This window comes from Haloferax namakaokahaiae, from assembly GCF_042663225.1.
GTDB classification, from domain to species: Archaea; Halobacteriota; Halobacteria; order Halobacteriales; family Haloferacaceae; genus Haloferax; species Haloferax namakaokahaiae.
Genome location: NZ_JBHTAA010000015.1, coordinates 85,688 through 111,030 on the forward strand (window position 1 = coordinate 85,688; position 25,343 = coordinate 111,030).

The window sequence follows — 25,343 nt, forward strand, 5'->3', positions numbered from 1 at the left end:
GCGCCGTCGGGCGGTCAGTCGTAAACGGCGTCCTTCTCTCAAAAAATCGACCTGTAACACTGTTGCGAGGGTAGCAATCACTCCATAACAAAGCCGTTACCGAGACTGAATTTCGCTGAGGCAGGCACGCCCTCGCCGAAATGAAAATGAAACCAATGATTTTACCCTCGACTCGGCGACGCGCCGAGAGTGCTCGGCTATCGAATCGCCGCGAACACGACGGAGAGACCCGATGAGCGCCGAATCCGAAGCTGGCTCGCTCATCGACGAGGGAGTCACGGTCGGGTACGGAGACGGCTCCGAACCCACTATCGGCGAGCGCGCGCGGATTCGCGCCGGCTCGATTATCTATCACGACGTCGAGATTGGTGACGACTTCATCACCGGCCACAACGTGCTGGTCCGCGAGCACACGACCATCGGCGACAAGGTCCTCATCGGGACCAACTCGGTCGTCGATGGCAACACCACGATTGGGTCACACGTCAGCATTCAGACGAACGTCTACATCCCGACGAACACCCACATCGGGAACGACGTGTTCGTCGGACCCGGCGTCGTGATGACCAACGACATGTACCCGGTCCGGTCGGAGTACGAACTCACCGGGCCGACTATCGAAGACAACGCCTCGGTCGGCGCGAACGCGACAATCCTCCCCGGTGTCACCATCGGCGAGGGCGCGTTCGTCGCCGCGGGCGCAGTCGTCGTCGAAGACGTGCCGCCACGCGTGCTCGCGGTGGGCGCGCCCGCGACGTACCGCGAACTGCCTGCACCCCTCCAAGGAGACAACACGATTCACCGATGATGACTGACAAGCGAATATCAATCGCCTCACCGCAGCTCGATGCGGACGAATTCGAGCGCGTGAAGGCGGTCATGGAAAGCGGAATGATCGCAGACGGTCCCGAAGTCCGGGGCTTCGAACGCGAATTTGCAGACTACTGCGATGCCGCTCACGGCGTCGCAACCTCGAACGGAACCACGGCCCTTCACGCCGCGCTCCACGCGCTCGGAATCGGGCCGGGCGACCGCGTCCTGACGACGCCCTTTACGTTCATCGCCACGGCCAACGCGGTCGCGCTCGCGGGTGCCGAGGTCGATTTCGTCGATATCGACCCGCAGACGTACAACCTCGACCCCGACGCGCTCGAAGCGCGTCTCGAAGCCGGCGAGCAGGTGGACGCCGTCATCGTCGTCCACCTCTACGGGCTTCCGGCAGACATGGAGCGATTCGTCGAACTCGCAGAAGAGTACGACTTCGCGCTCATCGAAGACGCCGCACAGGCCCACGGAGCGGCCATCGACGGCAAACGCGTCGGGTCGTTCGGCGACGCCGCGTGTTTCTCGTTCTACCCGACGAAGAACATGACCACGGGCGAAGGTGGGATGATTACCACCAACGACGCCGACGTGGCCGAGCGCGCCGCGCGGTTCATCGACCACGGCCGCGTCACCGGCTACGAACACTCGGAAGTCGGTCACAACTTCCGGATGACGAGCATCGCCGCGGCGATCGGGCGCGCGCAACTCAAACGCCTCCCGGTGTTCACGACGGTCCGACAAGCCAACGCGAGGATGCTCGACGAACTCCTCGAAGACGCGCCGGTCACCACGCCGTACGTCCCCGAGGGAAGCGAGCACGTCTTCCACCAGTACACGGTCCAGTGTGACCGCGTCGAGCGCGACGCGCTCAAATCGTACCTCGACTCGCAGGGCATCGATACGGGCGTCTACTACCCCGTTCCGGTCCACCACCAGGAACCGTACCGACACCTCGACGTCTCCGCACCGGTCGCGGAGGAAGTCGCTGGTCGGGTGCTCTCGCTGCCGGTTCACCCCGGACTCGACGGTGACGACGTAAAGCGCATCGGCCGTGCCGTCGCCCGCTACGCGGAGGTGGTGACGTGAGCAGAGACGCCAACCGAATCGTCAAGGCCGGCGTCATCGGCGTCGGGTCGATGGGAACGAACCACGCCCGCGTCTACTCCGAACTCCGCGACGTCGAACTCGTCGGCGTCGCGGATGCCGACTTGAACCGCGCGAAATCGGTCGCCGAGGACTTCGGCACCGACGCGTACACCATCGACGACTTGCTCGACCACGTTGACGTGGTGAGCGTCGCCGTTCCGACGCCGTATCACGCCGACGTGGCGCGAACGTGCATCGAGAAGGGCGTTCACGTCCTCGTCGAAAAGCCGTTCGTCGCCGACCTCGAAGAGGGCCGCGCGCTGGCCGACTTCGCCAGAGAGCGCGAAGTGACGCTCCAAGTCGGCCACATCGAACGGTTCAATCCGGCCGTGCGCTCGCTCGCAAAGTTGCTCGACGAGGTCGAGCCAATCGCCTTTACGGCGAACCGTCTCGGCCCGCCGCTCGACCGGCAGATGGGCGACGGCGTCGTGATGGACCTCATGATTCACGATATCGACATCCTCCTCTCGCTCGTGGATTCCGAGGTCCGGTCGGTCGCCGCCGCGAGCGCCGCCGACGAACAGTACGCGACGGCCCAGTTGACCTTCGAGAACGGCATGATCGGCTCGCTGACCGCGAGTCGCATGACCCAACAGAAGACCCGAACGCTCGATATCACGACGCGCGACCGACTCATCCGCGTCGATTATCTCAACCAATCGGTGCAGATATTCCGTCAATCGAGACCTGATTACCTGCGTGACAACGGAAACATCCGCTATCGTCACGAAGTAGTCATGGAGCAGCCGATGCTGGAGACCGGCGAACCCCTGAAACTCGAACTCGAGTCGTTCATCGAGAGTGCGATGACGGGCGAACCGCCGCTGGTCTCGGCCGAAGATGGTCTCCGCGCCATCGAGATGGCCAGACGCATCGAAACACAAGCCGAAGGAGGGTCCCCCGACCCGGTGACACAATGATAGGACTCTACAATACCACACTCTCGTCTACAGAACAGCAACAGGCCCTTCGCCGCGGGGACGTCCCGGTGGCGGTCTACGGTCTCGGAAAGATGGGTCTCCCCCTCGCGGCGGTCTACGCCAAAGCCACCGGCAACGTCACCGGGATGGACATCGACGAGGACGTCGTCCGGCAACTGAACGCCGGCGAGTGCCACGTCGGCAAGGAACCGGGACTCCCGGAACTCGTCGCCGAACAGGTCGAACGCGGCGCACTCCGCGCGACGGCAGACGGGAGCGAAGCCGCCGACAGCGCCGCCGTCCACGTCATCATCGTGCCCACGCCGCTGTCGGACGACAAGGAACCCGACCTCGCCATCTTCCAGTCCGTCCTCGACACCATCGCCACCGGCATCGCGCCGGGCGATATGGTCATCGTCGAGTGTACGGTCCCGCCGGGAACCAGCCGCGACCTCGTGGCCCCGTACATCGAGGCCGCGAGCGGACTCTCCCACGAAGAGTTCGGCGTCGCCTTCTGTCCGGAGCGAACCGCCTCGGGGCGAGCGCTCGAAGACATCACTGGTGCGTACCCGAAAATCGTCGGTGGCGTGGACGACGAATCCACCCGCGTGGCCGCGCTCATCTACGGCGAGATAACCTCGAACGAGATTATCGAGATGAGCGATTCGACCACCGCGGAGTCGGTGAAACTGTTCGAAGGACTCTACCGCGACGTGAACATCGCGCTGGCGAACGAACTCGGGCGCATCCGCGACGACCTCGGCATCGACGTGCGCGAGGCAATCGACGCCGCGAACACCCAACCGTTCTGCAACATCCACGAACCCGGACCCGGCGTCGGCGGCCACTGCATCCCGTGGTACCCGTACTTCGTCACGAGTCGCGTCGAGACGGAGACGCCGCTGATTCTCACCGCACGTGAGGTCAACGACGGCATGCCCACGTTTACGGCCCAGAAACTCGGCGACGAACTCGGCCGAGCGGGTCGAGATATCGAGGGCGCGACCGTCGCCGTCCTCGGCGTCACCTACCGCCCCGGCGTCGCAGAAATCCGCGCAACGCCCGCCGCGGGCGTCATCGAGACGCTCTCGGAACTCGGCGCGAACGTCCTCGCGGTGGACCCACTGCTCGACGACGACGTAGTCGCCTCCTTCGGTGCGACGCCCGTCGCGCTCGACGAACTGGCGACGTACGACGTAGACGGGATGGTGCTCGTCACGCCGCACGAGGAGTTCGACGACATCGACTGGGCGGCGTTCGACGACCTCGTCGTCGTCGATGGGCGCGGCACGCTCGGCGATATCGGTCACCGCGTCTACACGATTGGCAGCGGCCCGACCGAGACGGTGAGTCACCAAACGGTCGCGCCCGACGGGGGTGACCGATGAGCAAGATTCTCTCGGTCGTCGGCGCGCGCCCGCAGTTCATCAAGGCCTTTCCCGTCTCCGCGGCGCTCCGCGAGCAGCACGAGGAAGTGCTCGTCCACACCGGCCAGCACTACGACGAGTCCATGTCGGGCGTCTTCTTCGACGAACTCGACATCCCGAAACCCGACTACAACCTCGGGGTGGGGTCCGGCCCGCACGCGCTCCAGACCGCCGAGATGATGCAGAAACTCGACGCGGTCATGGAAGACGAAGACCCGGATATCGTGCTCGTCTACGGCGATACGAACTCCACGCTCGCCGGTGCACTCGTGGCGTCGAAGCGGCGACCGCTCGTCGCCCACGTCGAGGCTGGTCTCCGTAGTTACAACTGGGAGATGCCCGAAGAGGTGAATCGCGTCCTCACCGACCACTGCTCGGACATGCTGTTCGCGCCGTCGGAATCGGCCGCGCTCACCCTCGAATCCGAAGGCGTCACCGACGGCGTCTACGTGACCGGCGACGTGCAGTACGACGCGATTCTCAAGAGTCGCGCGACGGCACGCGAGCACTCGACGGTCCTCGAAGACCTCGGCCTGCGAGACGGCGAGTACGTCCTTGCGACGGTCCACCGCGCAAACAACACCGACGACCGAGAACGACTCGAAAACATCGTCTCGGGACTCTCGTCGGCCGGCAAGCCGGTCGTCTTCCCGATCCACCCGCGGACCGAGAAGGCGCTCAAAGACGCCGACCTCTGGACGCGCGTGGTCGAAGACGAACACCTGTTGGTCGTCGAACCCGTCGGCTACCTCGACTTCGTGCGCCTCCTCGACGGCGCAGAGCGAGTCGCAACCGACTCCGGCGGCGTCCAAAAGGAGGCGTTCTACCTCGACAAGCGATGTGTGACCCTCCGCGACGAGACCGAATGGGTCGAAACCGTCGATGCGGGGTGGAACACCCTCGTCGGTGCCGACCCGCTGGCGATGGAGCGCGCGCTCCAATCGACCGACTCGCTCCCGGAGAAACCCTCACTCTACGGCGACGGAACCGCAGCAACACGAATCGTCCAAGCAATCGCGGAGTTCGAAGATGAGTGATTTCGCCGTCCTCCTCACGCACGACGTGGACCGCCCGTACAAGACGTATCAGGGTCTCTACTACGGCCTGAAAGAGCGGTCGCCGTACCACCTCAAGACGTTCTTGCTCCGGCAGAACCCCTACTGGCAGTTCGAAGAAATCGTGCAACTCGAACGCGAACTCGGCGTTCGCTCGTCGTTCTACTTCCTGAACGAACCGAGTCTGCTCCGAACCGGCGGCCTCGAAGCGTGGACGAAGCCGAAAAACTGGCTCGAACACTTCGGCCGATACGATATCACCGACGAGCAACTCGTGGACGTCATCCGCGACCTCGACGACGACGGCTGGGAAGTCGGGATGCACGGGTCGTTCCGGTCGAGCGACGACTACCGGAAGCTCAAAGCCGAGAAGGCGGCCCTCGAAGACGTCCTCGGCCACGACATCCTCGGCGGCCGACAACACCACATGAAACTCGGCCCGCGGACGTGGGAGTACCACCGCGACATCGGACTGCGCTACGACGCCAGTCTCGGGTCGAGTCGGACCTACGGCTTCGAACACGGCTACCAACCGATTCGCCCGTTCGACGACTCCTTTACGGTCTTCCCCCTCACGCTGATGGAGATGGCGCTCCCCGACCCAGGTGAGCACTACGACGACGCGTGGGCGGTGTGCGAAGAGCTGCTCGTCGAAGCCAAGGAGAACGACGCGGTGATGACGGTGCTCTGGCACCCGCGGTACTTTAACGAAGTCGAGTTCCCCGGCTACCGCCGGCTTTACTGTGAACTCATCGAGTGGGCGCTGGCCAACGGCGCCTGGGTCGGTCCGGTCGGAGACTACTACGAGCAGTTCCTTTTGGACGAAGCTCCCGAATCAGCGGTCATTTCGGCATCGTACAGCCAGAACCAGCATTCGAATGGTCGGATGTAGGAACACCCTGTCGGGGGATAGACGCCGCATAACAAATCCACCCGGTCGCATTTCATAACTCGAACATGACTCTCAGGATTTCGCGTATGAATCGCGGGCTGAGAGACGACGGAGTGAGAGATTCCGCTTCGAAACCATGACATTAGAAATTAGAGAACTAGATGCAAGCCAGCACGAAGAGTGGGACAGCTACGTCGCACGCTCTCCCGATGCTGGACTCTTCCATCAGTATCACGCACTCACGGTGCAGGCCACGTACTCGAACGCGGTGTTGCACCCACTCGTTGGGTTCAACGGCAACGAGCCGGTTGGCCTGTTTCCTATCTTCGAGGTCGAAAAAGGACCGTTCAAAGCGGCCTTCTCGCCGCCTCCGGACATCCGGGTAACGTACCTCGGTCCGGCCATGCTGGACATGGGGAACATGAAAGCTCGCAAGGTAGAACAGCTCCGAACGGAGTTCATCGAAGGCTGCGACGAGTGGGTCCAACAGGCGTTCAGTCCGCAGTACACACACATCCGGACGAACGGGTCCTACGACGATATGCGGCCGTTCATCTGGGGCGGCTGTGACGCCGAACCGAAGTACACCTACCTCGTCGATTTGCGCCCCGACGAAGACGACCTGCTGATGTCGTTCAGCCGAAACGCGCGCCGAAACATCCGCGACGGCCGCAAGTTCGCACAGAACATCAGTATCGGCGGCGTCGAAGCGCTCCGCGCGATCGTCGAGCAGGTCCGGGGGCGATACGAAGAACAGGACGAGTACTTCGGCATCCCCACGAACTTCGTCGTGGACCTGTACGAGGGTCTCCCGGAGGGGCAAATCAAGCCCTACGTCTTCCGGGACGGCGACGAGTTCGTCGGCGGTATCATCGCCCTCGACTACGGCGACAGAGTCTACCGCTGGCAAGGCGGCGTCAAGACGGAAAACGACGTTGACGGCCAGATAAACGACAACCTCGACTGGCGCGTGATGGTGGACGCGAAAGCCAACGGCAAGTCGTGGTACGACCTCGTGGGGGCCAACAATCCGCGACTCAACGGCTACAAGAGCAAGTTCAACCCGACGCTCGCAATGCACTACCAAGTCGAACACGGGTCGATGTTGGCCAAAGCCGCCGCCCACGTGTACAAGCGCACGCTCACGCCGCTCGTCACGCCCAACGGAGCGACACACCGACCGCCGCCGATAGCGGCGATGGAGACTCTCTACAAGCGGTTTCACTGACGCTTCCCCACACCGAACAGCCCACACCGAACGAACACTACCGACACACAACACATGACAAACTTACGAATCGAACGGATGAGCCTCGACGAATGGGACGCAGCACTGCCGAAGACCGGCTTCGAGGTGTTTCACACCGCGGCGTTTCTCGACGCAATCGACCAGCACTTCGACGGAGAGATGCACCTCTACGGCGGGTTCAAAGGCGACCACCCGGTCGCACTGATGCCGGCGTTCGTTCGAAAGACGCCGCTCGGTCGAATGGTGGTCTCGCCGCCCCCCTCGATGTCGATTCCGTTCATCGGCCCGATCGTGATGCCGAACAGTCCGAAACAGAGCGCCTACGAATCGATAAACAAGGACTTCACCGAGAAGATTATCGACGAACTCGACGTTCGGAATACGAGAACGTTCGTGCGACTCCTCTGTTCGCCCGACTACGCGGACCCGCGCCCCCTCGAATGGTCCGGGTTGACGCTCAAGCCCTCGTTTACGTACCGCATCAACGTCACGTCGCTCGACGACGTGAACAGCGGGTTCAGCCGCAGTTTGCGGCGCGAAATCAAGCAGGCGAGAGACCTCGATGTGACCGTCTCTGTCGAAGGCATCGAGGGCGCACACGACGTGTACAACGACGTCGTCTCGCGCTACGACGAACAGGACGAACCCTTCACGATGCCCTGGGAGTTCGTCGAGACGGTGGTCGAAAACCTCGGTGATAGGTGCCGAACGTACGTCGCCCGCGACCCCGACGGCAACTATCTGAGCGGCATCATCGTGCCGTTCTCGAACGAGGCGGCTTACTACTGGCTCGGCGGCGCGCGAGCGGTCTACGAGAACGTGAGTATCAACAACCTCCTCCACTGGACGATTCTCGAAGACATCGCCACCGACGAGGACCTCGAGTCGGTCACGAAGTACGACCTCGTCGGCGCGAACACCGAGCGTCTGTGCGACTACAAGTCGAAGTTCGGCGGCGACCTCGTTCCCTACTACGTGGCCGAGTCGGCCGGGACGAGCATGACGATTGCCAAGCGCACCTACCAACTGCTCAACAGCTCGAAAATTCCGCTCCCAAAGTAGTGTCGCGGGTGGCGGGTCGGTGGCGGCGATAGCCGCTGGTGCGTCAGACCGCGAGTAGGTGGGACCGCGGGTACGTGAGGCCGCGAGTAGGTGGGACCGCAGGTACGTGAGTTTCAGACGTTCGAACGAGTGCGGAAACGCCGAGTGCGGACGTCAGGCCATCTCCTGCGTTTCGATTATCTTCCAGACGCTCTCGGCGTCGCCGGTGATGCCGTAGACGCGACCTTTCTTCCGCTGCTCGGAGACGAGGAGCGTGACGAGCGAGCGGTTTCGAAGCTCCTGGAGTGCGCGCGAGACGTGCGCGATGGTGCTGTTCGAATCGGCCGCGATTTGCGACGGTGTCGCGGGTCCGCGGACCAATCGGTCGAGGACGGTCACGCGGTACTGTGAACTGATGATGTAGCCGACCTCGTCCCACGGGACGTCGTCGGTCATTCCATAGCTAGTGCTCATACGGGGGACACCTCGCGTACGGTCGGTGGCTGTGCAGTCGGCAGTCCGAACGCTACTGACGGTGTGTCTCCACGTGCATTATACGACTGTTCGAAATTCATGATAGTGGATGTACTGCGCAATCGGTCGGATGCGCGGGCAACGGCAATCCGGTATGCGGCGCTCGACGTAACCCGCGAACTGCAGGGTAGCGAGCCAATGGGGCAGATGCGATACCGAACCGGGTACGAACCCATGGGGGTGTCGAAGAGTTCCATAGGTATCGGTTTAACGGCAGATTAACCGGCCAAATGACAGGAATTCCGGTCTTCGGCCACATCCGTCCGTAGCTCATTCAATTCATTAGTACGAAGTTAATTACATAAAGTCATCGTTGTAAATATGTTCAGAGATTACTGAAAATCACAGTATCGTGAATGACGTGACTTCGTGAACGACGTGGCTTCGTGAGCGTCGAGACTCGTCTCTCGGGTCGTTCAGACCGAACGTCGTCCCTCAAGTATCCCGTCGGAGACCGAACGAAGAGTGAGAAGTTTACTCGTCCCCGATGAATGTATCGCGGCGATACCGGCAGTGTTCGCAGAAGAACTGTGCGATTCCGGCGGGTTGCATCCCGCTGAACAGTAATTCCTCGCCGCAATCAGGGCACCACTCTGGACTGAGGTCCTGTGGTCGATTCACGTCCATACCACGCACATATGTGTGAGGAACTATCACACTATCGATTTTCCGTAGACGATCATGATGAATCAATGTCGAATTAGTCGTGAACGAAGAAACGGAATGTCGTTCGTTCCGGAACGACTACCACCCCCGCAGTGGACCATCCACGAGATGAGCGACATGCCCCTCCAGATACTCCTCACGAACGACGACGGCATCGACGCTCCGGGTCTCGCAGCGATGCGCGAAGAGTTGACCGCCGTCGGCGAGGTGACCGTCATCGCACCCGCCGAAAACCAGAGCGGCGTCGGCCGCGCTCGAAACGAGTTCGCCGTTCGCCGAGAACACCCCTGGGGCTACGCACTCGACGGGACGCCGGCGGACTGTACCGCCTACGGGCTTCGCGGACTCGACACCGACTTCGATATCGTCGTCTCCGGCATCAACGACGGCCCGAACGCGGGAAACTACGTCGTCGGTCGGTCGGGAACGGTCGGCGCGGGTATCGAAGCCGCCTTCCTCGGAACGCCAGCGATTGCCGTCTCCAGTTACCACGCGCGTGATTTCTTCTGCCACCCGCCCGAAGAGTACGACTTTTCGCGGCCCGCGCGAATCGCATGTGCGCTCCTCGAACGAGTGGCCGGGACCAGCGTCTTCGGCGACGTCGGTCTGTTGAACGTCAACGCACCAATCGACGTTCCGCAACCTCGAATGCGCGTGACCGAACCGCTCGCCGACTACGACCAGCACGTTGACCACCACGAGAGCACGACACTCCTCCCGGACGGCGATACCGACCGGCAACTGGACGACGACGAGACGCTCGTGCGACTTCGTGACGTGTCGTGGCCCGAAACGGTCGGCTACGAGAACCCGTTCCCGCCCCGCGACGAGCACCGCGAGCGCTATCCTGTCGGGACGGACCGGAGGGCGATGGTCGATGGCGAAGTGAGCGTCTCGCCGCTGTCGGTCCACCACGGCCACGCCGAGTCGCAGACGCTCGCGGGAATCGTCGATAGCCTCTCCGAGTTCGTCGAATAACGCGCTCGACTCCGGCGAGAGATGTCGTCGCGGGCGTCTGTTCTTCGGGGGAACTGGTCCGGCAAACTGTATCCGTCGTACCGGCCGGGTATCGTGTCCGTCGTACCGGCCGGGACTGCCCCCGCCGCGGTGCTTTACTCTTCGGCGACGTAACGTGACGTATGAGTACGGAAACTGCGACGTTCGGCGGTGGGTGTTTCTGGTGTATCGAGGCGGCGTTCAAAGAACTCGACGGTGTCTCAGCGGTCACCTCGGGGTACGCGGGCGGCGACGTACCGAATCCAAGTTACAAGGAAGTCTGCAACGGGACGACCGGCCACGCGGAGGTCGTCCAAGTCGAGTTCGACACGTCGGTCCTCGAGTACGAAGACCTGCTCGAAGTGTTCTTTACCGTCCACGACCCGACCACCGTAGACCGTCAGGGTCCAGACGTGGGGAGTCAGTACCGGTCGGCGGTCTACACGCACGACGACGAACAGCAAGCGGTAGCCGACTCGTTCGTCGAAGCGTTGGAGACCGCGGGTGCGTTCGACAGCCCTATCGTCACCGAAATCGAACCGCTCGAAACCTTCTACGAGGCGGAAGACTACCACCAAGACTACTTCGAGAAGAACCCGAACCAACCCTACTGCGTCATCAACGTGACACCGAAAATAAAGAAAGTGCGCGAGAAGTTCGCCGACAAGACGAAACCCTCGCCGTCGAACTAACCAGTAGGTGGCAGGGGTGGTGACCGAACCAACACCACTCTGTCCGGAGTAAAAGCGCGAGAGAACCGAACTTCGAGCCGTTTTTTAGACATCCACAGATTCCACACATTCTACAATTTCTATACAAGCAGTGTCGTTCTACACGACCAGTGTTCACACAGTGTAGAATTTGTGGACTGTGGCAGCTGTGCGAACACGAGGACAATCACTACCTGGGCTTTCGAGACGGCGTACGGAGTCCAGTACGAGTTCGAAACGGTGAATCGAACGAAACGTCGCTCGACGGGAAGAATTGAAAACAGCTCACGCTGTGAAAACATCGGACGTGGTAGACACAGCGAAGAAATCGAACACAGTCCACACTATTGAAAATTCGAACACAGTTCGAGAAGTGTGAAAATTGTAAAAATTGTAGAAATAGCGCGTTTTGGACGACGCCAATCCTCGGAGAAAAGCGGGAGTGAGCGAGAAGAGGGCGAAAAGAGAGCGAGAAGAGGGCGATTGTCGGTAGTTTGGGACCGCAACCACAGAGACCGTTTGCAAATTCCGAAATTTCCACAAATTCTGGAAAGTTGGCAAATTTCACAACGTCTCAACTGCCTAAAAGTCGTGAACAATATTATGTAGTATGGTGCAGTACGCCAGTTTAGACCCCCATGCCTACACAGTCCACCCATCGAGAACATCCCGAATGGTCCAAGCACTGTGAAAATTGTACAATTTTTAAAAACTCCACACTGTTCCCCACACAGGGGGGTCGATAAGTGTCACGAGCAGTCAGCGTTTCACTCCAGAAGGGCGGCGTCGGAAAGACGACTATCGCCATCAATCTCGCAGATGCGCTCGCAGCCCGCGAAAACGACGTATTGCTCATCGACCTCGACCAACAGGGGAACGCGACCGAAGGTGTCGGGCTCAAGTCGGCCTACGAATCGGCCGACCAGCATATCGGCGACGTGCTCACGGACGACGACCCACTTGACGTTCGTGAGGTCATTCACACGCGCGATGATTTCGACGTGTTGCCCGCCCACGTCGATTTGGACGACATCGAAGACCGGGTCCGAAACTCGACGTTCGGAGTGCTGTGGGTCCGCCGGCGAATCATCGAACCGCTACTCGGCGACGAGTACGACTACGTCGTCATCGACTCGCCACCGAGCCTCGGGCCACTCTCAGATGCTGCGCTCATCGGGACCGGCAACGTCGTCGTCCCGCTGCTCATGAGCGAACCGAGTGTCAGCGGGTTCGAGCGAATGTACGAACAACAGATCGACCCAATCCGCCGCGAGGTTGACCTCGACATCCTCGCTATCGTCCCCAACGACCTCACCGGCAACAACGAAGAGCGACGAATCATCCAGAATCTCGAAGATTCACCGTTCGAACCGTTCCTTCCGAGGTTCGCGCGGTCGGAACTCTTCGACGATTCGAACTCGAAAGGTCCAGGTATTCGACACCGAATCGCCTTCAGTCGAGCCTGGCGCGACGGGAAGACGCTTCGTGAGTTCGACCCCGAGAACGATATGCTCGAACGGCTCGACGAACTCGCGGCAATCGTCGAACGCGGAGGTGTCGAGGATGCCTAAGGAGAATCGGTTTGCCGGTCTCGGTGATGCAATCGACGACGGCGAAGCAGATCAGCCCGAGGCACCAAGGTCAGAGTCCGAAAGCGTCGCCGATGAAGAAGCCGACCGTTCGGACGAAAGCGACAAAGAGCTCGAAGACTCGGGGAGCGGCCCAGACAGGACAGAGCAAGCGCCCGAAGGAACCACGACAGACGGAACAACGAAGGACGAGAACGAATCCGAAGTCCCAGGACCAGCGTTCGAGTTCGAAGCGACGACTGCAAAGAGTATCTACGTCCGCCGCGCGACGCTCGACCAACTGGACGATGCAGAGTTCGAAGTGGAGTCGCTCCTCCGGAGAGAACACGACATCCGAAACCTGACCGGACGCGAGTTCCACGATGCACTCGTTCGAGTTGCGACCGAATACCCCGACGAGATAGTTGGCGCAATCCTCGAAACCAGAAACGAGTAGCTCGGGGCGCACGGCACGGACGAACCTATCGAGAACACCACCGCGTCCGTAGTTCTATTGTCAACTTTGGTGGCCGGTATAGTTGAGAGATGGTAGTCGGAGTGCCGGCTGTGGTCGTCACACCAGGTACAAATGGACCGAGACACACCACGATGTCCGGAGAAAATGAAATCGAATCGGCGTAGAACAGCGGACAGGATGGTGTTAGGCTACAGCGGTGGTCGCTGTCTCGAGAGAGCAGTGGAAGAAAAGTTGTAGAAAGAAAGCGGTGGAGAGAAAGTGGTGGAAGAAAAGTTGTGGAGAGAAAGCGGTGAAAGGAAGCGGTGAAGAGAAAGAGCAGACAGCGTTCTCGAAGGTACGCAACAGGCTCGGATGATTCTGAGACCATCTGTCTCGGAGTCAACTGCTACGACGAGTCGTGTTGCGCAACTCGAACGAGAGAGACACAGACACCACATTGTCCGCTGTTCTCGTCACGAAAGAGGGTCGTCGGTGTGAGAATAGCTGGCGACTGTTCGAACTGAGGAGAATTGCTACCGCTCTCGAGTGCTCGGGAGGTGAAGATGGGGGGGACACTCACACCACTTTGTCCGCTGTTCTCACGGTGAGAGTGTAGGGGGTGTCAGTGTGCCGGAAACGATTGCCGCGACCGACGGAGAGCAAAGATAGTCATCAACCAAAACCACCTTTCATTCTCTTGTATTAATTCTATTACGGATTTGGTTGAACAGTGAATGTATTAAATCTTTTCTTATTACTAAACCAACAAACGACCCACCCCCCACACCTTCGAGACCAACAACAGCGGACAAAGTGGAGGGGGTGTGTTCACCGTGTTGTTTATAAATGACCAGAACAGCGGACACTGCGGACGCGGTGGTTTTATAAATGACGTGAACAAATCGTGTTCACATGCCCCTCTTCGAGCGAGACACCGAGATCTACCGTGATCGGGATGCTCTCCGCGAGGACTACCAGCCCGAGGAACTCGTGGGACGCGACGAAGAACTACGAACGTTTCAGGCAGCGCTCCAACCCGTGATTAACGGCGAGCAACCGAACAATATCTTTCTCTACGGAAAAACCGGTGTCGGAAAGACTGCAGCGAGTCGATATCTCCTCTCTCACCTCCGTGAAGATGCGCGACGGTACGACGATATCGACCTCACCGTCATCTTTCTCAACTGCGACGGATTGACGAGTTCGTATCAGATCGCTACCCGTCTCGTCAACGAACTTCGCAGCGAGTCGAACCAGATTAGCACGACGGGCTACCCGCTTGGTTCGGTGTACGGGATGCTCTGGGAGGGACTGGACGAGTGCGGCGGGACGATAACCGTCGTCCTCGACGAAATCGACCACGTCAACGACGACAGCATCCTCTACCAACTCCCGCGCGCACGCGCGAATGGAAATCTAGACAACGCAAAGGTTGGTCTTATCGGCATTTCGAACGATTTCTCGTTTCGAGACGACCTCTCTCCCAAAGTCAAGAGTTCGCTGTGTGAACAGGAGATTCACTTCCCCGCGTACAACGCGAAAAATCTCCAGGCGATTCTCGAACAGCGTGCGGAGGTTGCGTTCCGTGAAGAAGTGCTCGCCGACGAGGTCATCCCCCTCTGTGCGGCGTACGGCGCGAAGGACGCGGGTGACGCCCGCCAGTCTATCGACTTGTTGATGAAAGCAGGTGACTTAGCCCGCGACGAAGAGACCGACCGCGTCACCGAAGAACACGTAAAACGAGGCCGTCGCGCCCTCGAACGCGGTCGGATTAAAGAGGGAATCAACGGACTCACCGAGCACGGTCACCTCGTTCTCTACTCGTTGTTGACACTCGACCTCGAAGGTGAAACACCGATTCGTTCGCGCGACGTTCGCCCTCGATACACGCGGTTTGCCGAACTTGCCAACCGCGACCCGCTCGTCCCTCGACGAATGCGTGACCACCTCAGCGAACTTGCGATGCTCGGTATCGTCTCGGTGACCGAGCGAAACGAAGGCCGGCGTGGTGGTACCTATCGTGAGTACGCCCTCGATATGGACGTCGAACTCATCATCTCGGCGATGCGCGATACGATCGACTTGGTTGGTGTCCACGAGACGATTGACTCGCACGTCAACACCGAGTCGAAGCGGACTCTCGACGACTTCGCCTGAACTGTCGTCTACCGGACGTACGCCTCTCGAATCGGATTTCTGACCTCGGCTCTCTGTTCTCGGGGAGGAGTCCGTTCTTGAACAGTGTCAAAAACTCTGATTGTCTGTAAGTAATGAATAACGCCTTCGAAACGGGGGGTTACAGCGGACAAACTGGTGTAAGAACGCTCGTCGTGAAACGCCGGCCAGCGCAGGGTTGTACGGCGTTGCACAGATTCCGAATCCTACGTGTTCGAAAACGTCATTCGTGGTAGATTACCGACCTATACGAAACAGATACCAACACCGGAATGTCCGCTGTTTTCGACATTCTCACGTCTCCTGACGCCGAATTAGTCGAACTTCGGTGGAGGAAACACTGTTCTCGGTGGTCAGTCGTTCGGTTGGGGCTGGATTGCGAACGTGGAGACGTCTGTCGAGATTGTGACGAGAAAATTGTCTCAATTCACGACTCAGATAAAAACAGCGGACACGCTGGTGTTGAGACGAGGCGTCTCGACAATCACTGGCAAAACCTGCTGCGCGCCTCGACGGACGACGAAGCTCGACCGCTTGCGAACCTCGTTCCGAGTGCTGGTCGGAACGAACACATCGCCCCCACGTCGCTCTCAACTGAACAGCGGACAAAGTGGTGTTTAGTTGGTCTCGGGGGGCTGGTCTCGGTTGTCTCGCTTCGAGTTCGTTCACTCGAAGACATCGACAACGCGCGGGTCCGCAACCGAGTGAAGTTCGGATGGAGTGATTCGAAACACCGCCTTCGGCGTTCCGGCGGCGGCCCACACTTCCTCGAACGTCTCGAAAACCGGGTCTGCAAGCACGGGAATCGGTGTGTCGTAGCATGTCGGCGGGACACCACCGATGCTCCATCCGGTTGCGTCTTTGACTTCTGAGGGGTTCGCGCTTCGAACGTCGCTCACTTCGAGTTCGAACTCGTCGGCGAGTGCCGCTTCATCGACTCGGTGGTCACCGCTCGTGAGGACGACGGCGGTTTCGTCGCCGACGCGCATCACGATGCTCTTGACGATTTGTGCGAGGTCACAACCGACCGCGTCTGCGGCGTCCTGTGCGGTCTTCGTCCCTTCTGGAAACTCACTGACTGCGATTTCGAATCCGTGTGTTTCGCGGAACTCGTCGGCAAACTGCCGTGCCGTGGGATGCATGGACACGGGTTATTCCTCATCTGATAAGAACGTTTGTCGCACGACCGTGCGACTACTCGGGTACTGGTTCGAAAAAATTGGCGCGTTGGAAGGCGGGTCGATTGTTGGAACAGCGTCGTTTCTACCCTTCGCGGTCAACCCATGCCGCCTATTCGATCCAATCTATGCGGTATTGGTTATCGCGTGTACTTCTGGAGGGTCGCAGAGTTCGCTCCGGATTCGGAGGTCCAGATGACGCGAACGGTGTCGCCGTCGGCGAGTCCGTCGGTGTCTACGACGATGGTCTCACCGGCCGACAGTTGGCCGTCACCGCCATCGTTGATAGTGGGAGTCACGCCGGGATTCGACGAGACCGACACGTTCAGATTTTCGGTGGCGATTGCTTCACCGCTCTCGTGAGTGATCGTCATCATTTCGCTCGTTTCGTTGTACTCGAAGCTGAAGCTCGCCTGTGGTGCGGTGTCGCCCACCTGGTCGCCGAGACCGAGGACGAACGTCCCGATGACGGCCGCGAGGATGACCGTGATGGCCACCATCAGGATGACACCGATAACGGGCGATACTGCGCGTGATTCTGTAAGGAATTTCTTGAGATGCATTGTTTTACCCCAGGAACGGCCACCCCCACACCCTGCCCACCTAACTGAGGCATCTGAGAGGCTGTATGTCCGGTTCCTGTTGACAATCCGTATGTTCTGGATATACTTAATTTCGCAATGCCTTACTTGTCCAAGCACGCCGTTATATGGCTTCTAACCTCTGAATTCGTGATTTCACGTGACTCTAACGCAGTTTCGGTCGAGCGACATCGAATACACGTGTTTTGGCCAGCAGAGGATTGTTAAATGGATGATTTTACACTCTCACTGAGTGCTCCGTAGGTACCATGTAGTTACTGCCGCACTCGGTTTTTCGCGTGAACAGTTCGATACCCGCGCAGTCGTCACGCGCCACGCAGTCGTCACGCGCCACGCAGTCGTCACGCACCACGCAGTCGTCGTGCGCCATTTCGTTCGCGTCGCCGCGTCGGCGATACTCATGGGGTGCGTAGCTACGTACGACAGACGTGTGATAAAATGCGACCAACTTAGCTGACTGAAGCCGCTAGAACTGTACAGTCACCGCCATTCGTTCCCAGATTACTGCGGACACACCGGTGTCGGGAACAGGAGGCTCGAATTCGAGTTACTGTGGTGGGTTCCAGAACCGAGGCGTCGTCTCCCAGTCGATTTCGGCGTCGGAGGGTGCCCGTTCGTACAGTGCATCGTGGGCGGCTTTGTAGGCCGCTCGCGCTCCCTCTTGGGCCAATTCGAGGTTATCTCGGGTGTCGAAGACGACGCGCCACTCCCCGTTCGAGAGGTGTAGCCCGAGGATGTACTTTCCGCGGACGTTCACGAGCAGTTGCGTGGCGAGCGCGATCGTCTCGCCATCGCGTTCGACGTTGTACCCGCGCACGGCGATTGCCTGTTGAATCGCGTCGGTTGCCTCCAACTCCGTGACGAACTGTTCGGGAACTGCTCGCGGTGGAAGCGACTCGACGAGTGTCTCGCTCATTGGCTACCTCCTCGCGCCGTTCGCATCGCGTTCATCGTACTCGAAAGCCATCGCTCGGTAGGTATAGGATGCACGGTCTGGCGTGCGTCTTTCCCTCGAATGCCACACCCGAAGCGCAACCGCCATACGCATTCGCTCGTAAAATCCAGCAATAGCCCCGATGTGACTTCGGGCCCACTCCACACAATGAAACGACGAGACGTCCTCAAGACGCTCGGTCTCGGCGCGCTGGCGACGACTGCTGGTTGTCTGGGCGGATTCGAACGCCAGTCCGCGTGGCGAGACCCGCCGCTTGTCGAAAACCGACCCGATGCGGTCTATCTTCCGGCGATTACCGAGGGAATGAAGATGTACGGCATGACGACTGCCGGTCCCTACGGCGTCGCACTCACGTACTCCTACCCGCATCGATTCTGGTCCGTCGCCGGTGGAGAACTCCAGAAGACCGTCGTCGAGGCGGACGATACGCTGCACCTCATGGCGTCGGTGTGGGACGCCGAAACGGGAACGATTCTCCCCCTCGACTCGGGTGTCTCTATCGAAATTCTCCGAGACGGCTCGCTCGTGAGCGAGGAAGTCGCCTACCCCATGCTCTCACAACAGATGGGGGTCCACTACGGCTCCAACTACGTCCTCGACGGTGAAGGCGAGTACGAAGCCCGCGTCCACGTCGGCGGAACGACGCTCCACCGAACTGGGTCCTTTGCGGGCCGATTCGAGACGGCAGAGACGGCTTCGTTCACGTTCGAGTTCGACACCGACGAACTGTACGACGTCGAACTCACGAGGTTGGGTGACAACGCGGGCCAACGCGGTGCCGTCCCACCGATGGAGATGATGGACGTGCCGACGGGCGTCGCACCGTCGATTTCTGACCTCCCGGGAACCCACCTCGGCCGACGGACGAGCGCCGACGCCCTCTTCGACTGTTTCGTCGTCGCCGACGGCGACCGGTTCGACGCGGAGCAATCGTACCTTTACGTCTCCGCGCGGACGCCGCACAACGAGTTCGTCCTCCCGATGATGGGCGTTCGAGCCTCGGTCGAACGCGACGGCGAGACACTGGTCGATACCGCACAACTCCGACGGACGCTCGACCCTGAACTCAGCTATCACTACGGATTACCGGTCGAACCCCTCGAATCGGGAGACGCCATCGAACTCTCCGTGGACGTGCCGCCGCAAATCGCCCGCCACGACGGCTACGAAACCGCCTTCTTCGAGTTCGAACCGATGTCCTTCGAGGTGTGACGTGAGACAGAAACGTTCAGCACCCGGTGCGGCCGTAGAGTGAGGCAAGTGGGATGACAACCGACACGAACTCCGTTCGCCACGTCTGTTCGACCTGCGGTGATGCGTACCCAACGGAGACGTTGCTGGTCCTCCACCGCGGGGCACGGCACCCGGACATCCTCGACGCGAGCGAAATCGAAGCGTACCGCGAGGCGTACTACGAGGAAGAGCGCGAGCTGAAATCGTTCAGAATTCGCGCCCTCGGTGCCCTCGTCGTCCTGTACTTCGGCTTTCTCATCCTGTTTATCCTCTTCGCATCATGACTCGGTCGAAACTGCTCCGTCGGTTCGGTGTCGGAATGCTCGTCACCAGTCTCCTCGCACTCTTGTCTGACCCTGTCGCGGCGAGTAACGCCGCCGTCGGACTCGCCGGCGCATCGCAGGAGAACCTCGCTGTCCCGCGATGGCTCTATCTCGCAACCGGCGGCGCGACGGTCGGCGCGTCCGCCCTGCTCGCCAGTTTCGTCACCGACCGGCGATTCATCGACCGGATTCACCTGTGGCGCGAGTCGGTCGCCGTCGATGGCGCGATTCGCCGCGGACTCGTCTTGGTCGGCCACGCGATTGGACTCGTGCTGCTCGTCCTCCTCGTCTATCTCGGCTACACCGGTCCGCAAGTACCGACCGTCAACTTCGCGGTCATCGTCGTCTTCGCGGGCTTTCGCGCGGGCTACACGATGTTCACCTACCTCGTCGGCGACACGTGGCGCGCGCTCAACCCGTGGCGAACCCTCGCTTCTGCGGTTCCGAACGGCTTCGTCGAGTATCCCGAGAGATTCGGCCGATGGCCCGCCGTCGCCGGCATTCTCGCGCTCGTCTGGGTCGAAACCGCTGCGGGCGTCACGCGCCAACCGGAACTGCTCGCGCTCGCGCTCGCCGGGTATTCCGTGGTCACCGTCGCCGGGGCCATTCTCCTCGGTGTCGAGACGTGGTTCGACCGCATCGACCCGGTGTCTGTGTTTCTGCACTTCTACGGCCGAGTCGCACCGCTCAGATGGACGGACGACGGTCTCTCGGTCCGACTTCCGGGGATGCGACTCGTCACCGACGACTACGTGGCCGACGTCTCGGACGTGGCGGTCGCCGTCGTCCTCGTCTGGGAACTCACGTTCAGCGGGTTCGTCACGACGCAGCAAGGGGCGGCCGTCATCACGACCATCGTCGAGACCGGTGTGCCGCCGCTTCTCGTCTACGCGTTCTTTTATCTCGGTGGCTACGCGGCGTTCCTCGGACTCTTCTTGCTCGCCGCACGCGTGACGGCCGACCGAATCGAGACGTTCGAGACGCCGCGCTCGCTGGCGATTACCTTCGCACCGTCGCTCGTCGCTATCGCCGCCGGCTACCACCTCGCCCACTACTTCGGCTTCTTCGTCTCCCTGTCGCCGATGCTCGTCGGCGCGCTCTCGTCGCCGCTGTCGCCGCCGTCGAATCCCGTCGTCCTCACGCTCCCGGCGTGGTTCGGCGGTCTCAACGTCGCGTTCGTCCTGGTGGGCCACCTCCTCGCAGTGTGGGTGGCACACTCGCAGGCGTATCGGACCTTCCCGAGTCGGTTGCAGGCGGTTCGAAGCCAGTTCCCCTTCGTCGCGGTGATGATTCTCTACACCATGCTGAGCCTCTGGCTCATCTCGCTGCCGACGACGTCGCCGCCGTATCTCTGAGTTATTAACCAACGGGGTCTAAATTATGACCATATTGTATTCAGAGCCGGTTTTATAACAGGTGGGTTATTAACTCGTGGTTCACTAGTACCGAGTATGAGCGAAAATGACGGCCGCATCTCGTCTTCTTCTGAGACGGCCGAACGCCAGCAAACGGACGATTGTGGGTGCGATGACACCTGTTCCGTGGACACCCAGGATGGTGTGCCGTCCGACGGAGCACACGCTGGCGACGTTTCTGCCGCTTCTTCTGACTTTGCTGACGCCTCTTTTGGCGTCCCCGAGATGGACTGTCCGTCGTGTGCCGGCAAGGTCGAATCGAGCGTTCGCACACTCGACGGCATCGAAGACATCGACCCGCGCGTGACGAGCGGTGAACTTCGCGTCTCGTACGACCCGCAGACGACGACTCCCGCAGACATCGCGGACCGAATCGAGCGCGCGGGCTACGCCGTCGAATCGTCGCCCGACGACTCCCGGCGACTCACCCTCTCTGTCCCCGACATGGACTGTGCTTCGTGCGCTGGCAAGGTCGAGAATGCCCTCACGACCGTTCCCGGTATCGTCGAGTACGAGACGCGCCCGATGACTGGTACCGTCGTCGTCTCACTCTCCCCCGACACGTCGGTCGATTCGGTCGTCGATGCGGTCGAAGGGGCTGGATACGAAGTCGTCGGCACCGACGGCGATGGCGACGACGACGACGATGCGGGCCACGGCCACGACGCTGGAACTGGCGACGAACGCGAGAGCATCTGGCGAAGCCTGCGCGCGAAGAAGACGTGGGTCAGCGGTGGATTCCTCGCGGCGGGACTCCTCACCGAGTACGCACTCGGTCTCGAACTCGTCGTCGCGTCCCTTCTCGGCGTCTCGATTACGCTCCCCGAACTGCTCTACCTCGTCGGCGCGGGTATCGGCGGGCAGGCGATTCTGCGAAACGGCTACTACTCCGCTCGGAACCGCAGTCTCGACATCGACTTCCTCATGTCGGCGGCAATCGTCAGCGCCGTCACCGCGAGTCTCATCTCGGCCTCGACGAGTCTCTACTTCGAGGCGGCGACGCTCGCGTTCCTCTTTAGCGTCTCCGAACTCCTCGAACGCTACTCGATGGACCAGACGCGAAACTCGCTTCGGGAACTCATGGACCTCTCGCCCGACGAGGCGACGGTCAAACGTGATGGGAACGAAGTCGTCGTCCCCGTCGAGGAACTCGTCGTCGGCGACGTTGTCGTCGTCACGCCGGGTGAGAAGATTCCCGCGGACGGAACCGTCGTCACCGGCGAGAGCGCGGTGAACCAAGCGCCCATCACGGGCGAGTCCGTCCCCGTCGATAAGACCGAGGGCGACGAAGTCTACGCCGGAACCATCAACAAAGCGGGGGCGCTGGATATCCGCGTCGAGTCCGCCGCCGGCGACGACACGCTCTCGCGCATCGTCTCGATGGTCGAAGACGCACAGGCGAACAAGACCGAGCGCGAGCAGTTCGTCGAGCGATTCTCGTCGTACTACACGCCGTTCATGGTCCTCGTCGCCATCGGCGTCGCCCTGATTCCACCGCTCGCCTTCGGTGCCGACTGGGTGACGTGGTTCGTCCACGGCATCACGATGCTCGTCCTCGCGTGCCCCTGCGCGTTCGTCATCTCGACGCCCGTGTCGGTCGTCTCTGGCATTACGTCCGCCGCTCGGAACGGCGTGCTCATCAAGGGCGGGTCGCACCTCGAAGCGATGGGGTCGGTCGAATCACTCGCTATCGACAAGACGGGGACGCTCACCAAGGGCGAACTCACCGTCACCGACGTGGTGCCGCTCAACGGCAACTCCGAAGAGGACGTGCTTCGTTGCGCTCGCGGCCTCGAAATGCGGAGCGAACACCCCATCGGCGAGGCCATCGTCACGCACGCCGACGCGAACGGCGCGTCCGCTCGTTCGGTCTCCAGTTTCCAGAGCATCACCGGCAAGGGCGTTCGCGCCGACCTCGACGGCGTCCCGCACTACGCGGGCAACCCGACGTTCTTCGAAGAACTCGGGTTCGACCTCGAACACGCCCACGTCGTCGAAGCAGACGACGAACTCGAAGGCGACATCCGCTCGCTCTGTGACCGACAGGGCTGTCTCAACCTCGTCTCGGATACGATTCCCCGCCTCCAGTCCGAGGGGAAGACCGTCGTCCTCGTCGGTAGGGAAGACGAAATCGAGGGTCTCGTCGCGGTCGCCGACGAACTCCGGCCCGACGCCCGCGAGACGGTCCAGCGACTCCGCGACTTCGGTCTCTCGGTCGTCATGCTCACCGGTGACAACGAACGGACGGCCGCTGCCATCGCTGAAGGCGTCGGCGTGGACGACTACCGCGCCGGGTTGCTCCCCGAGGACAAGGTCTCGGCCGTCGAAGGCTTGCAAGCGGAGTACGGGTCGGTCGCCATGGTCGGCGACGGCATCAACGACGCGCCCGCGCTCGCCACCGCAACCGTCGGAATCGCCATGGGTGCCGCGGGGACCGACACCGCGCTCGAAACGGCCGATATCGCGCTCATGAGCGACGACCTGTCGAAGCTCCCCTACCTGTACGACCTCTCGCACTCGGCGACGAACGTCATCAAACAGAACATCTGGGCGTCGTTGGCGGTCAAGGCCGTCCTCGCCGTCGGCGTTCCGCTCGGCTACGTCGGCGTCGCGCTCGCGGTGCTCGCGGGCGACGCGGGGATGACACTCGGCGTGACGGGCAATGCGATGCGCCTCGCGCGTATCTCACCGAAGAACTGACCGACCCTCGCTTCGCGCTGCGTTCCCGATTTCTCGTTCGCTTACCCTTCTTGCGGGGTCTCTATCGCGCTCTCGATTCGACACTGGACGTGTGCTGTCTCGCCGCCGCGTTCGACTTCGATGACCCACTGCTCGCCGCACCCGAGGACCGTCACCCACTCTTGGCCCTGGCGGTGCTTCGCCGAGACGAACACCTCGTTTCGGTCGCGGTTGTAATCGACGAGTTCGACGCGAACGTCCTCGCCGGCGATGAGCAGGGTCTTCGCGCCGTCGAGTTCCGTCACGTAGGATTCGGTCTTTCCGGAGGGGTCGGTCACGAAGAGTTCGATAGCGGGCACGTCGCTCCCGTCGGGGTGGCTCACGTCCACCTCGAGCGACCCGTCTTCGATTCGAATATCCTGAATCTCCAGCAGGGACGGTGCCACGCCCACGGCGTCCGCGACCTGCTGGCGGAGGTCGCTAATCGGAAGTCGAACCGACTTTCGAATCGTTCCCATGCCACCCCCTACGAGCGGGGGGTGTATGATAGTGTTCGCTTCGGTGACCGTCGATTCTCGATATCAATTGCCAAGAGTGTACCAGTACACTATCGCCGGTCCCTACTCCGTGTTCGACACGTCTGCGAGCGCATCGGCCAAACGACTGCCGTCAGGCACCGCCGAAAGGAACGCTTCGGAGTCGAACGACACCTCACCGTTCACCGAGAGAAAGCCGAGTTCACCATCAGAAGCGCGGTCCAACTTCGTGAGAAACGCCACTTTTCGGGACGCGGGAACGGCTTCGACGGTGGCATCCGTCTCGACTGACTCGTATAGCGCCTGATGCGCGCGGACGTGTCGGACACAGGCCGCCGTCGGCGCGAACAGTAACAGCACGTGGACACCTGGCCCGTCTCGACCCAATTTGCGGTCGATTCGATGCTCGTCGTCCTTGTAGAAGTAGCGCTCCATCCGACGATACTGGCGCAGAATCTCGTTCGCCCCCGTCGCGTGACGAATCGCCGCGTCGGACTTGAGCTCGATGAGGTAATCGACCGGTTCCGGGGTCCGAACCCTGACGTACACGTCGGCGACCCCGCGATTACCGTAGTGGTCGTACGGTTCTTCGAGGTGGACGGTCACGTCTTCGAAGGCTGCCCGGAAGTGCTCGACGACGCGAGTCGCCAACTCGTCCTCTCGCATTCGTTGTCCGATTCGAGGGGGTGGTCGGGGATAGGTCCCGCGATTTTTCGGTGTTCGTTCGGATTCCTACGGGGGGAACACTGGCGATACCTCTT

General features: G+C 60.9%; 24 protein-coding genes. 17 read left to right on the top strand and 7 right to left on the bottom strand.

Going from position 1 to position 25,343, the window contains the following annotated elements; all coding sequences use genetic code 11:
- The first annotated feature begins 232 nt into the window (after window positions 1-232).
- From ACFQJC_RS17970 to ACFQJC_RS18005, 8 genes are all read left to right on the top strand, one after another.
- Window positions 233-808 carry an acyltransferase gene (locus tag ACFQJC_RS17970; RefSeq protein ID WP_390226064.1) on the top strand — a complete coding sequence of 192 codons (576 nt, stop codon included), beginning with the start codon at window positions 233-235 and terminating at the stop codon, window positions 806-808.
- Window positions 808-1,911, top strand: coding sequence for a DegT/DnrJ/EryC1/StrS family aminotransferase (locus tag ACFQJC_RS17975; protein WP_390226066.1), 1,104 nt, complete (start codon window positions 808-810; stop codon window positions 1,909-1,911). The genes ACFQJC_RS17970 and ACFQJC_RS17975 overlap by 1 nt, the downstream gene beginning before the upstream one ends.
- The gene (locus tag ACFQJC_RS17980) at window positions 1,908-2,891 is read left to right on the top strand and encodes a Gfo/Idh/MocA family oxidoreductase (RefSeq protein WP_390226068.1); all 984 of its coding nucleotides are present in this window, start codon (window positions 1,908-1,910) and stop codon (window positions 2,889-2,891) included. The genes ACFQJC_RS17975 and ACFQJC_RS17980 overlap by 4 nt, the downstream gene beginning before the upstream one ends.
- Window positions 2,888-4,279, top strand: coding sequence for a nucleotide sugar dehydrogenase (locus ACFQJC_RS17985; protein ID WP_390226070.1), 1,392 nt, complete (start codon window positions 2,888-2,890; stop codon window positions 4,277-4,279). The genes ACFQJC_RS17980 and ACFQJC_RS17985 overlap by 4 nt, the downstream gene beginning before the upstream one ends.
- Complete coding sequence (gene wecB, locus ACFQJC_RS17990; protein WP_390226072.1) at window positions 4,276-5,355, top strand: non-hydrolyzing UDP-N-acetylglucosamine 2-epimerase; 1,080 nt, start codon at window positions 4,276-4,278, stop codon at window positions 5,353-5,355. Before ACFQJC_RS17985 ends, wecB begins: the two co-directional genes overlap by 4 nt.
- The gene (locus ACFQJC_RS17995) at window positions 5,348-6,265 is read left to right on the top strand and encodes a polysaccharide deacetylase family protein (RefSeq protein ID WP_390226074.1); all 918 of its coding nucleotides are present in this window, start codon (window positions 5,348-5,350) and stop codon (window positions 6,263-6,265) included. Before wecB ends, ACFQJC_RS17995 begins: the two co-directional genes overlap by 8 nt.
- 136 nt (window positions 6,266-6,401) lie before the next feature.
- Window positions 6,402-7,493, top strand: coding sequence for a lipid II:glycine glycyltransferase FemX (locus ACFQJC_RS18000; protein WP_390226076.1), 1,092 nt, complete (start codon window positions 6,402-6,404; stop codon window positions 7,491-7,493).
- 54 nt (window positions 7,494-7,547) lie between these two features.
- Complete coding sequence (locus tag ACFQJC_RS18005; protein ID WP_390226078.1) at window positions 7,548-8,576, top strand: GNAT family N-acetyltransferase; 1,029 nt, start codon at window positions 7,548-7,550, stop codon at window positions 8,574-8,576.
- A gap of 153 nt (window positions 8,577-8,729) precedes the next feature.
- On the opposite strand, the gene ACFQJC_RS18010 is transcribed toward ACFQJC_RS18005, so the two are convergent.
- Together ACFQJC_RS18010 and ACFQJC_RS18015 are read right to left on the bottom strand one after the other, a co-directional pair.
- Window positions 8,730-9,011 (bottom strand): winged helix-turn-helix domain-containing protein, encoded by a 282-nt coding sequence (locus ACFQJC_RS18010; RefSeq protein ID WP_390226159.1) that lies wholly within the window; start codon window positions 9,009-9,011, stop codon window positions 8,730-8,732.
- A 552-nt stretch (window positions 9,012-9,563) separates the two neighbouring features.
- Complete coding sequence (locus tag ACFQJC_RS18015; RefSeq protein ID WP_390226080.1) at window positions 9,564-9,716, bottom strand: HVO_2142 family zinc finger protein; 153 nt, start codon at window positions 9,714-9,716, stop codon at window positions 9,564-9,566.
- Window positions 9,717-9,863: 147 nt separating this feature from the next.
- Between ACFQJC_RS18015 and surE the strand changes: the two genes are divergently transcribed.
- The 5 genes from surE to ACFQJC_RS18040 all read left to right on the top strand — a co-directional run bounded on the left by surE (window position 9,864) and on the right by ACFQJC_RS18040 (window position 15,643).
- On the top strand, window positions 9,864-10,733 hold the full coding sequence (gene surE, locus ACFQJC_RS18020) for a 5'/3'-nucleotidase SurE (RefSeq protein WP_390226081.1): 870 nt from the start codon (window positions 9,864-9,866) through the stop codon (window positions 10,731-10,733).
- Window positions 10,734-10,894: 161 nt separating this feature from the next.
- Complete coding sequence (gene msrA / locus ACFQJC_RS18025) at window positions 10,895-11,443, top strand: peptide-methionine (S)-S-oxide reductase MsrA (protein ID WP_390226083.1); 549 nt, start codon at window positions 10,895-10,897, stop codon at window positions 11,441-11,443.
- Window positions 11,444-12,207: 764 nt separating this feature from the next.
- Window positions 12,208-13,032, top strand: coding sequence for a ParA family protein (locus ACFQJC_RS18030; protein WP_390226086.1), 825 nt, complete (start codon window positions 12,208-12,210; stop codon window positions 13,030-13,032).
- Window positions 13,025-13,486 carry a DUF7970 domain-containing protein gene (locus ACFQJC_RS18035; RefSeq protein ID WP_390226088.1) on the top strand — a complete coding sequence of 154 codons (462 nt, stop codon included), beginning with the start codon at window positions 13,025-13,027 and terminating at the stop codon, window positions 13,484-13,486. The genes ACFQJC_RS18030 and ACFQJC_RS18035 overlap by 8 nt, the downstream gene beginning before the upstream one ends.
- A gap of 912 nt (window positions 13,487-14,398) precedes the next feature.
- Entirely contained in the window at window positions 14,399-15,643 is a 1,245-nt protein-coding gene (locus ACFQJC_RS18040; RefSeq protein WP_390226090.1) for an orc1/cdc6 family replication initiation protein, read from the top strand.
- Window positions 15,644-16,326: 683 nt separating this feature from the next.
- Here the strand turns inward: ACFQJC_RS18040 and ACFQJC_RS18045 are convergent.
- From ACFQJC_RS18045 to ACFQJC_RS18055, 3 genes are all read right to left on the bottom strand, one after another.
- Window positions 16,327-16,803, bottom strand: coding sequence for a YbaK/EbsC family protein (locus ACFQJC_RS18045; RefSeq protein WP_390226093.1), 477 nt, complete (start codon window positions 16,801-16,803; stop codon window positions 16,327-16,329).
- A 176-nt stretch (window positions 16,804-16,979) separates the two neighbouring features.
- Window positions 16,980-17,402, bottom strand: a complete 423-nt coding sequence (locus tag ACFQJC_RS18050) for a type IV pilin domain-containing protein (RefSeq protein ID WP_390226096.1) — start codon at window positions 17,400-17,402, stop codon at window positions 16,980-16,982.
- Window positions 17,403-17,988: 586 nt separating this feature from the next.
- Window positions 17,989-18,357, bottom strand: a complete 369-nt coding sequence (locus ACFQJC_RS18055; RefSeq protein ID WP_390226098.1) for a DUF7964 domain-containing protein — start codon at window positions 18,355-18,357, stop codon at window positions 17,989-17,991.
- A gap of 186 nt (window positions 18,358-18,543) precedes the next feature.
- Here ACFQJC_RS18055 and ACFQJC_RS18060 point away from each other — a divergent pair, with 186 nt between their 5' ends.
- The 4 genes from ACFQJC_RS18060 to ACFQJC_RS18075 all read left to right on the top strand — a co-directional run bounded on the left by ACFQJC_RS18060 (window position 18,544) and on the right by ACFQJC_RS18075 (window position 24,067).
- Window positions 18,544-19,608, top strand: a complete 1,065-nt coding sequence (locus ACFQJC_RS18060; protein ID WP_390226100.1) for a DUF7350 domain-containing protein — start codon at window positions 18,544-18,546, stop codon at window positions 19,606-19,608.
- Between the two features lie 53 nt (window positions 19,609-19,661).
- Complete coding sequence (locus ACFQJC_RS18065) at window positions 19,662-19,913, top strand: DNA-binding protein (RefSeq protein WP_390226102.1); 252 nt, start codon at window positions 19,662-19,664, stop codon at window positions 19,911-19,913.
- Window positions 19,910-21,307 (top strand): hypothetical protein, encoded by a 1,398-nt coding sequence (locus tag ACFQJC_RS18070; protein ID WP_390226104.1) that lies wholly within the window; start codon window positions 19,910-19,912, stop codon window positions 21,305-21,307. The genes ACFQJC_RS18065 and ACFQJC_RS18070 overlap by 4 nt, the downstream gene beginning before the upstream one ends.
- Window positions 21,308-21,403: 96 nt before the next feature.
- Window positions 21,404-24,067 carry a heavy metal translocating P-type ATPase gene (locus ACFQJC_RS18075; protein ID WP_390226106.1) on the top strand — a complete coding sequence of 888 codons (2,664 nt, stop codon included), beginning with the start codon at window positions 21,404-21,406 and terminating at the stop codon, window positions 24,065-24,067.
- Window positions 24,068-24,108: 41 nt separating this feature from the next.
- On the opposite strand, the gene ACFQJC_RS18080 is transcribed toward ACFQJC_RS18075, so the two are convergent.
- Complete coding sequence (locus ACFQJC_RS18080; RefSeq protein WP_390226109.1) at window positions 24,109-24,564, bottom strand: hypothetical protein; 456 nt, start codon at window positions 24,562-24,564, stop codon at window positions 24,109-24,111.
- 102 nt (window positions 24,565-24,666) lie between these two features.
- Window positions 24,667-25,248, bottom strand: a complete 582-nt coding sequence (locus ACFQJC_RS18085; RefSeq protein WP_390226110.1) for an RNA-binding protein — start codon at window positions 25,246-25,248, stop codon at window positions 24,667-24,669.
- Between the last annotated feature and the right edge of the window lie 95 nt (window positions 25,249-25,343).

What these genes read in the sequence shown, in the direction of transcription:
- ACFQJC_RS18010 (WP_390226159.1), bottom strand. Translation starts at nt 9,011, where the DNA reads ATGACCGACGACGTCCCGTGGGACGAGGTCGGCTACATCATCAGTTCA.
- ACFQJC_RS18085 (WP_390226110.1), bottom strand. Translation starts at nt 25,248, where the DNA reads ATGCGAGAGGACGAGTTGGCGACTCGCGTCGTCGAGCACTTCCGGGCA.
- ACFQJC_RS18060 (WP_390226100.1), top strand. Translation starts at nt 18,544, where the DNA reads ATGAAACGACGAGACGTCCTCAAGACGCTCGGTCTCGGCGCGCTGGCG.
- ACFQJC_RS18040 (WP_390226090.1), top strand. Translation starts at nt 14,399, where the DNA reads ATGCCCCTCTTCGAGCGAGACACCGAGATCTACCGTGATCGGGATGCT.
- ACFQJC_RS18075 (WP_390226106.1), top strand. Translation starts at nt 21,404, where the DNA reads ATGAGCGAAAATGACGGCCGCATCTCGTCTTCTTCTGAGACGGCCGAA.
- msrA (WP_390226083.1), top strand. Translation starts at nt 10,895, where the DNA reads ATGAGTACGGAAACTGCGACGTTCGGCGGTGGGTGTTTCTGGTGTATC.
- ACFQJC_RS18055 (WP_390226098.1), bottom strand. Translation starts at nt 18,357, where the DNA reads ATGAGCGAGACACTCGTCGAGTCGCTTCCACCGCGAGCAGTTCCCGAA.
- ACFQJC_RS18035 (WP_390226088.1), top strand. Translation starts at nt 13,025, where the DNA reads ATGCCTAAGGAGAATCGGTTTGCCGGTCTCGGTGATGCAATCGACGAC.
- ACFQJC_RS17975 (WP_390226066.1), top strand. Translation starts at nt 808, where the DNA reads ATGACTGACAAGCGAATATCAATCGCCTCACCGCAGCTCGATGCGGAC.
- ACFQJC_RS18000 (WP_390226076.1), top strand. Translation starts at nt 6,402, where the DNA reads ATGACATTAGAAATTAGAGAACTAGATGCAAGCCAGCACGAAGAGTGG.
- ACFQJC_RS18065 (WP_390226102.1), top strand. Translation starts at nt 19,662, where the DNA reads ATGACAACCGACACGAACTCCGTTCGCCACGTCTGTTCGACCTGCGGT.
- ACFQJC_RS18005 (WP_390226078.1), top strand. Translation starts at nt 7,548, where the DNA reads ATGACAAACTTACGAATCGAACGGATGAGCCTCGACGAATGGGACGCA.
- surE (WP_390226081.1), top strand. Translation starts at nt 9,864, where the DNA reads ATGAGCGACATGCCCCTCCAGATACTCCTCACGAACGACGACGGCATC.
- ACFQJC_RS18015 (WP_390226080.1), bottom strand. Translation starts at nt 9,716, where the DNA reads ATGGACGTGAATCGACCACAGGACCTCAGTCCAGAGTGGTGCCCTGAT.
- ACFQJC_RS17985 (WP_390226070.1), top strand. Translation starts at nt 2,888, where the DNA reads ATGATAGGACTCTACAATACCACACTCTCGTCTACAGAACAGCAACAG.
- ACFQJC_RS18045 (WP_390226093.1), bottom strand. Translation starts at nt 16,803, where the DNA reads ATGCATCCCACGGCACGGCAGTTTGCCGACGAGTTCCGCGAAACACAC.
- ACFQJC_RS18050 (WP_390226096.1), bottom strand. Translation starts at nt 17,402, where the DNA reads ATGCATCTCAAGAAATTCCTTACAGAATCACGCGCAGTATCGCCCGTT.
- ACFQJC_RS17970 (WP_390226064.1), top strand. Translation starts at nt 233, where the DNA reads ATGAGCGCCGAATCCGAAGCTGGCTCGCTCATCGACGAGGGAGTCACG.
- wecB (WP_390226072.1), top strand. Translation starts at nt 4,276, where the DNA reads ATGAGCAAGATTCTCTCGGTCGTCGGCGCGCGCCCGCAGTTCATCAAG.
- ACFQJC_RS18080 (WP_390226109.1), bottom strand. Translation starts at nt 24,564, where the DNA reads ATGGGAACGATTCGAAAGTCGGTTCGACTTCCGATTAGCGACCTCCGC.
- ACFQJC_RS18070 (WP_390226104.1), top strand. Translation starts at nt 19,910, where the DNA reads ATGACTCGGTCGAAACTGCTCCGTCGGTTCGGTGTCGGAATGCTCGTC.
- ACFQJC_RS17995 (WP_390226074.1), top strand. Translation starts at nt 5,348, where the DNA reads ATGAGTGATTTCGCCGTCCTCCTCACGCACGACGTGGACCGCCCGTAC.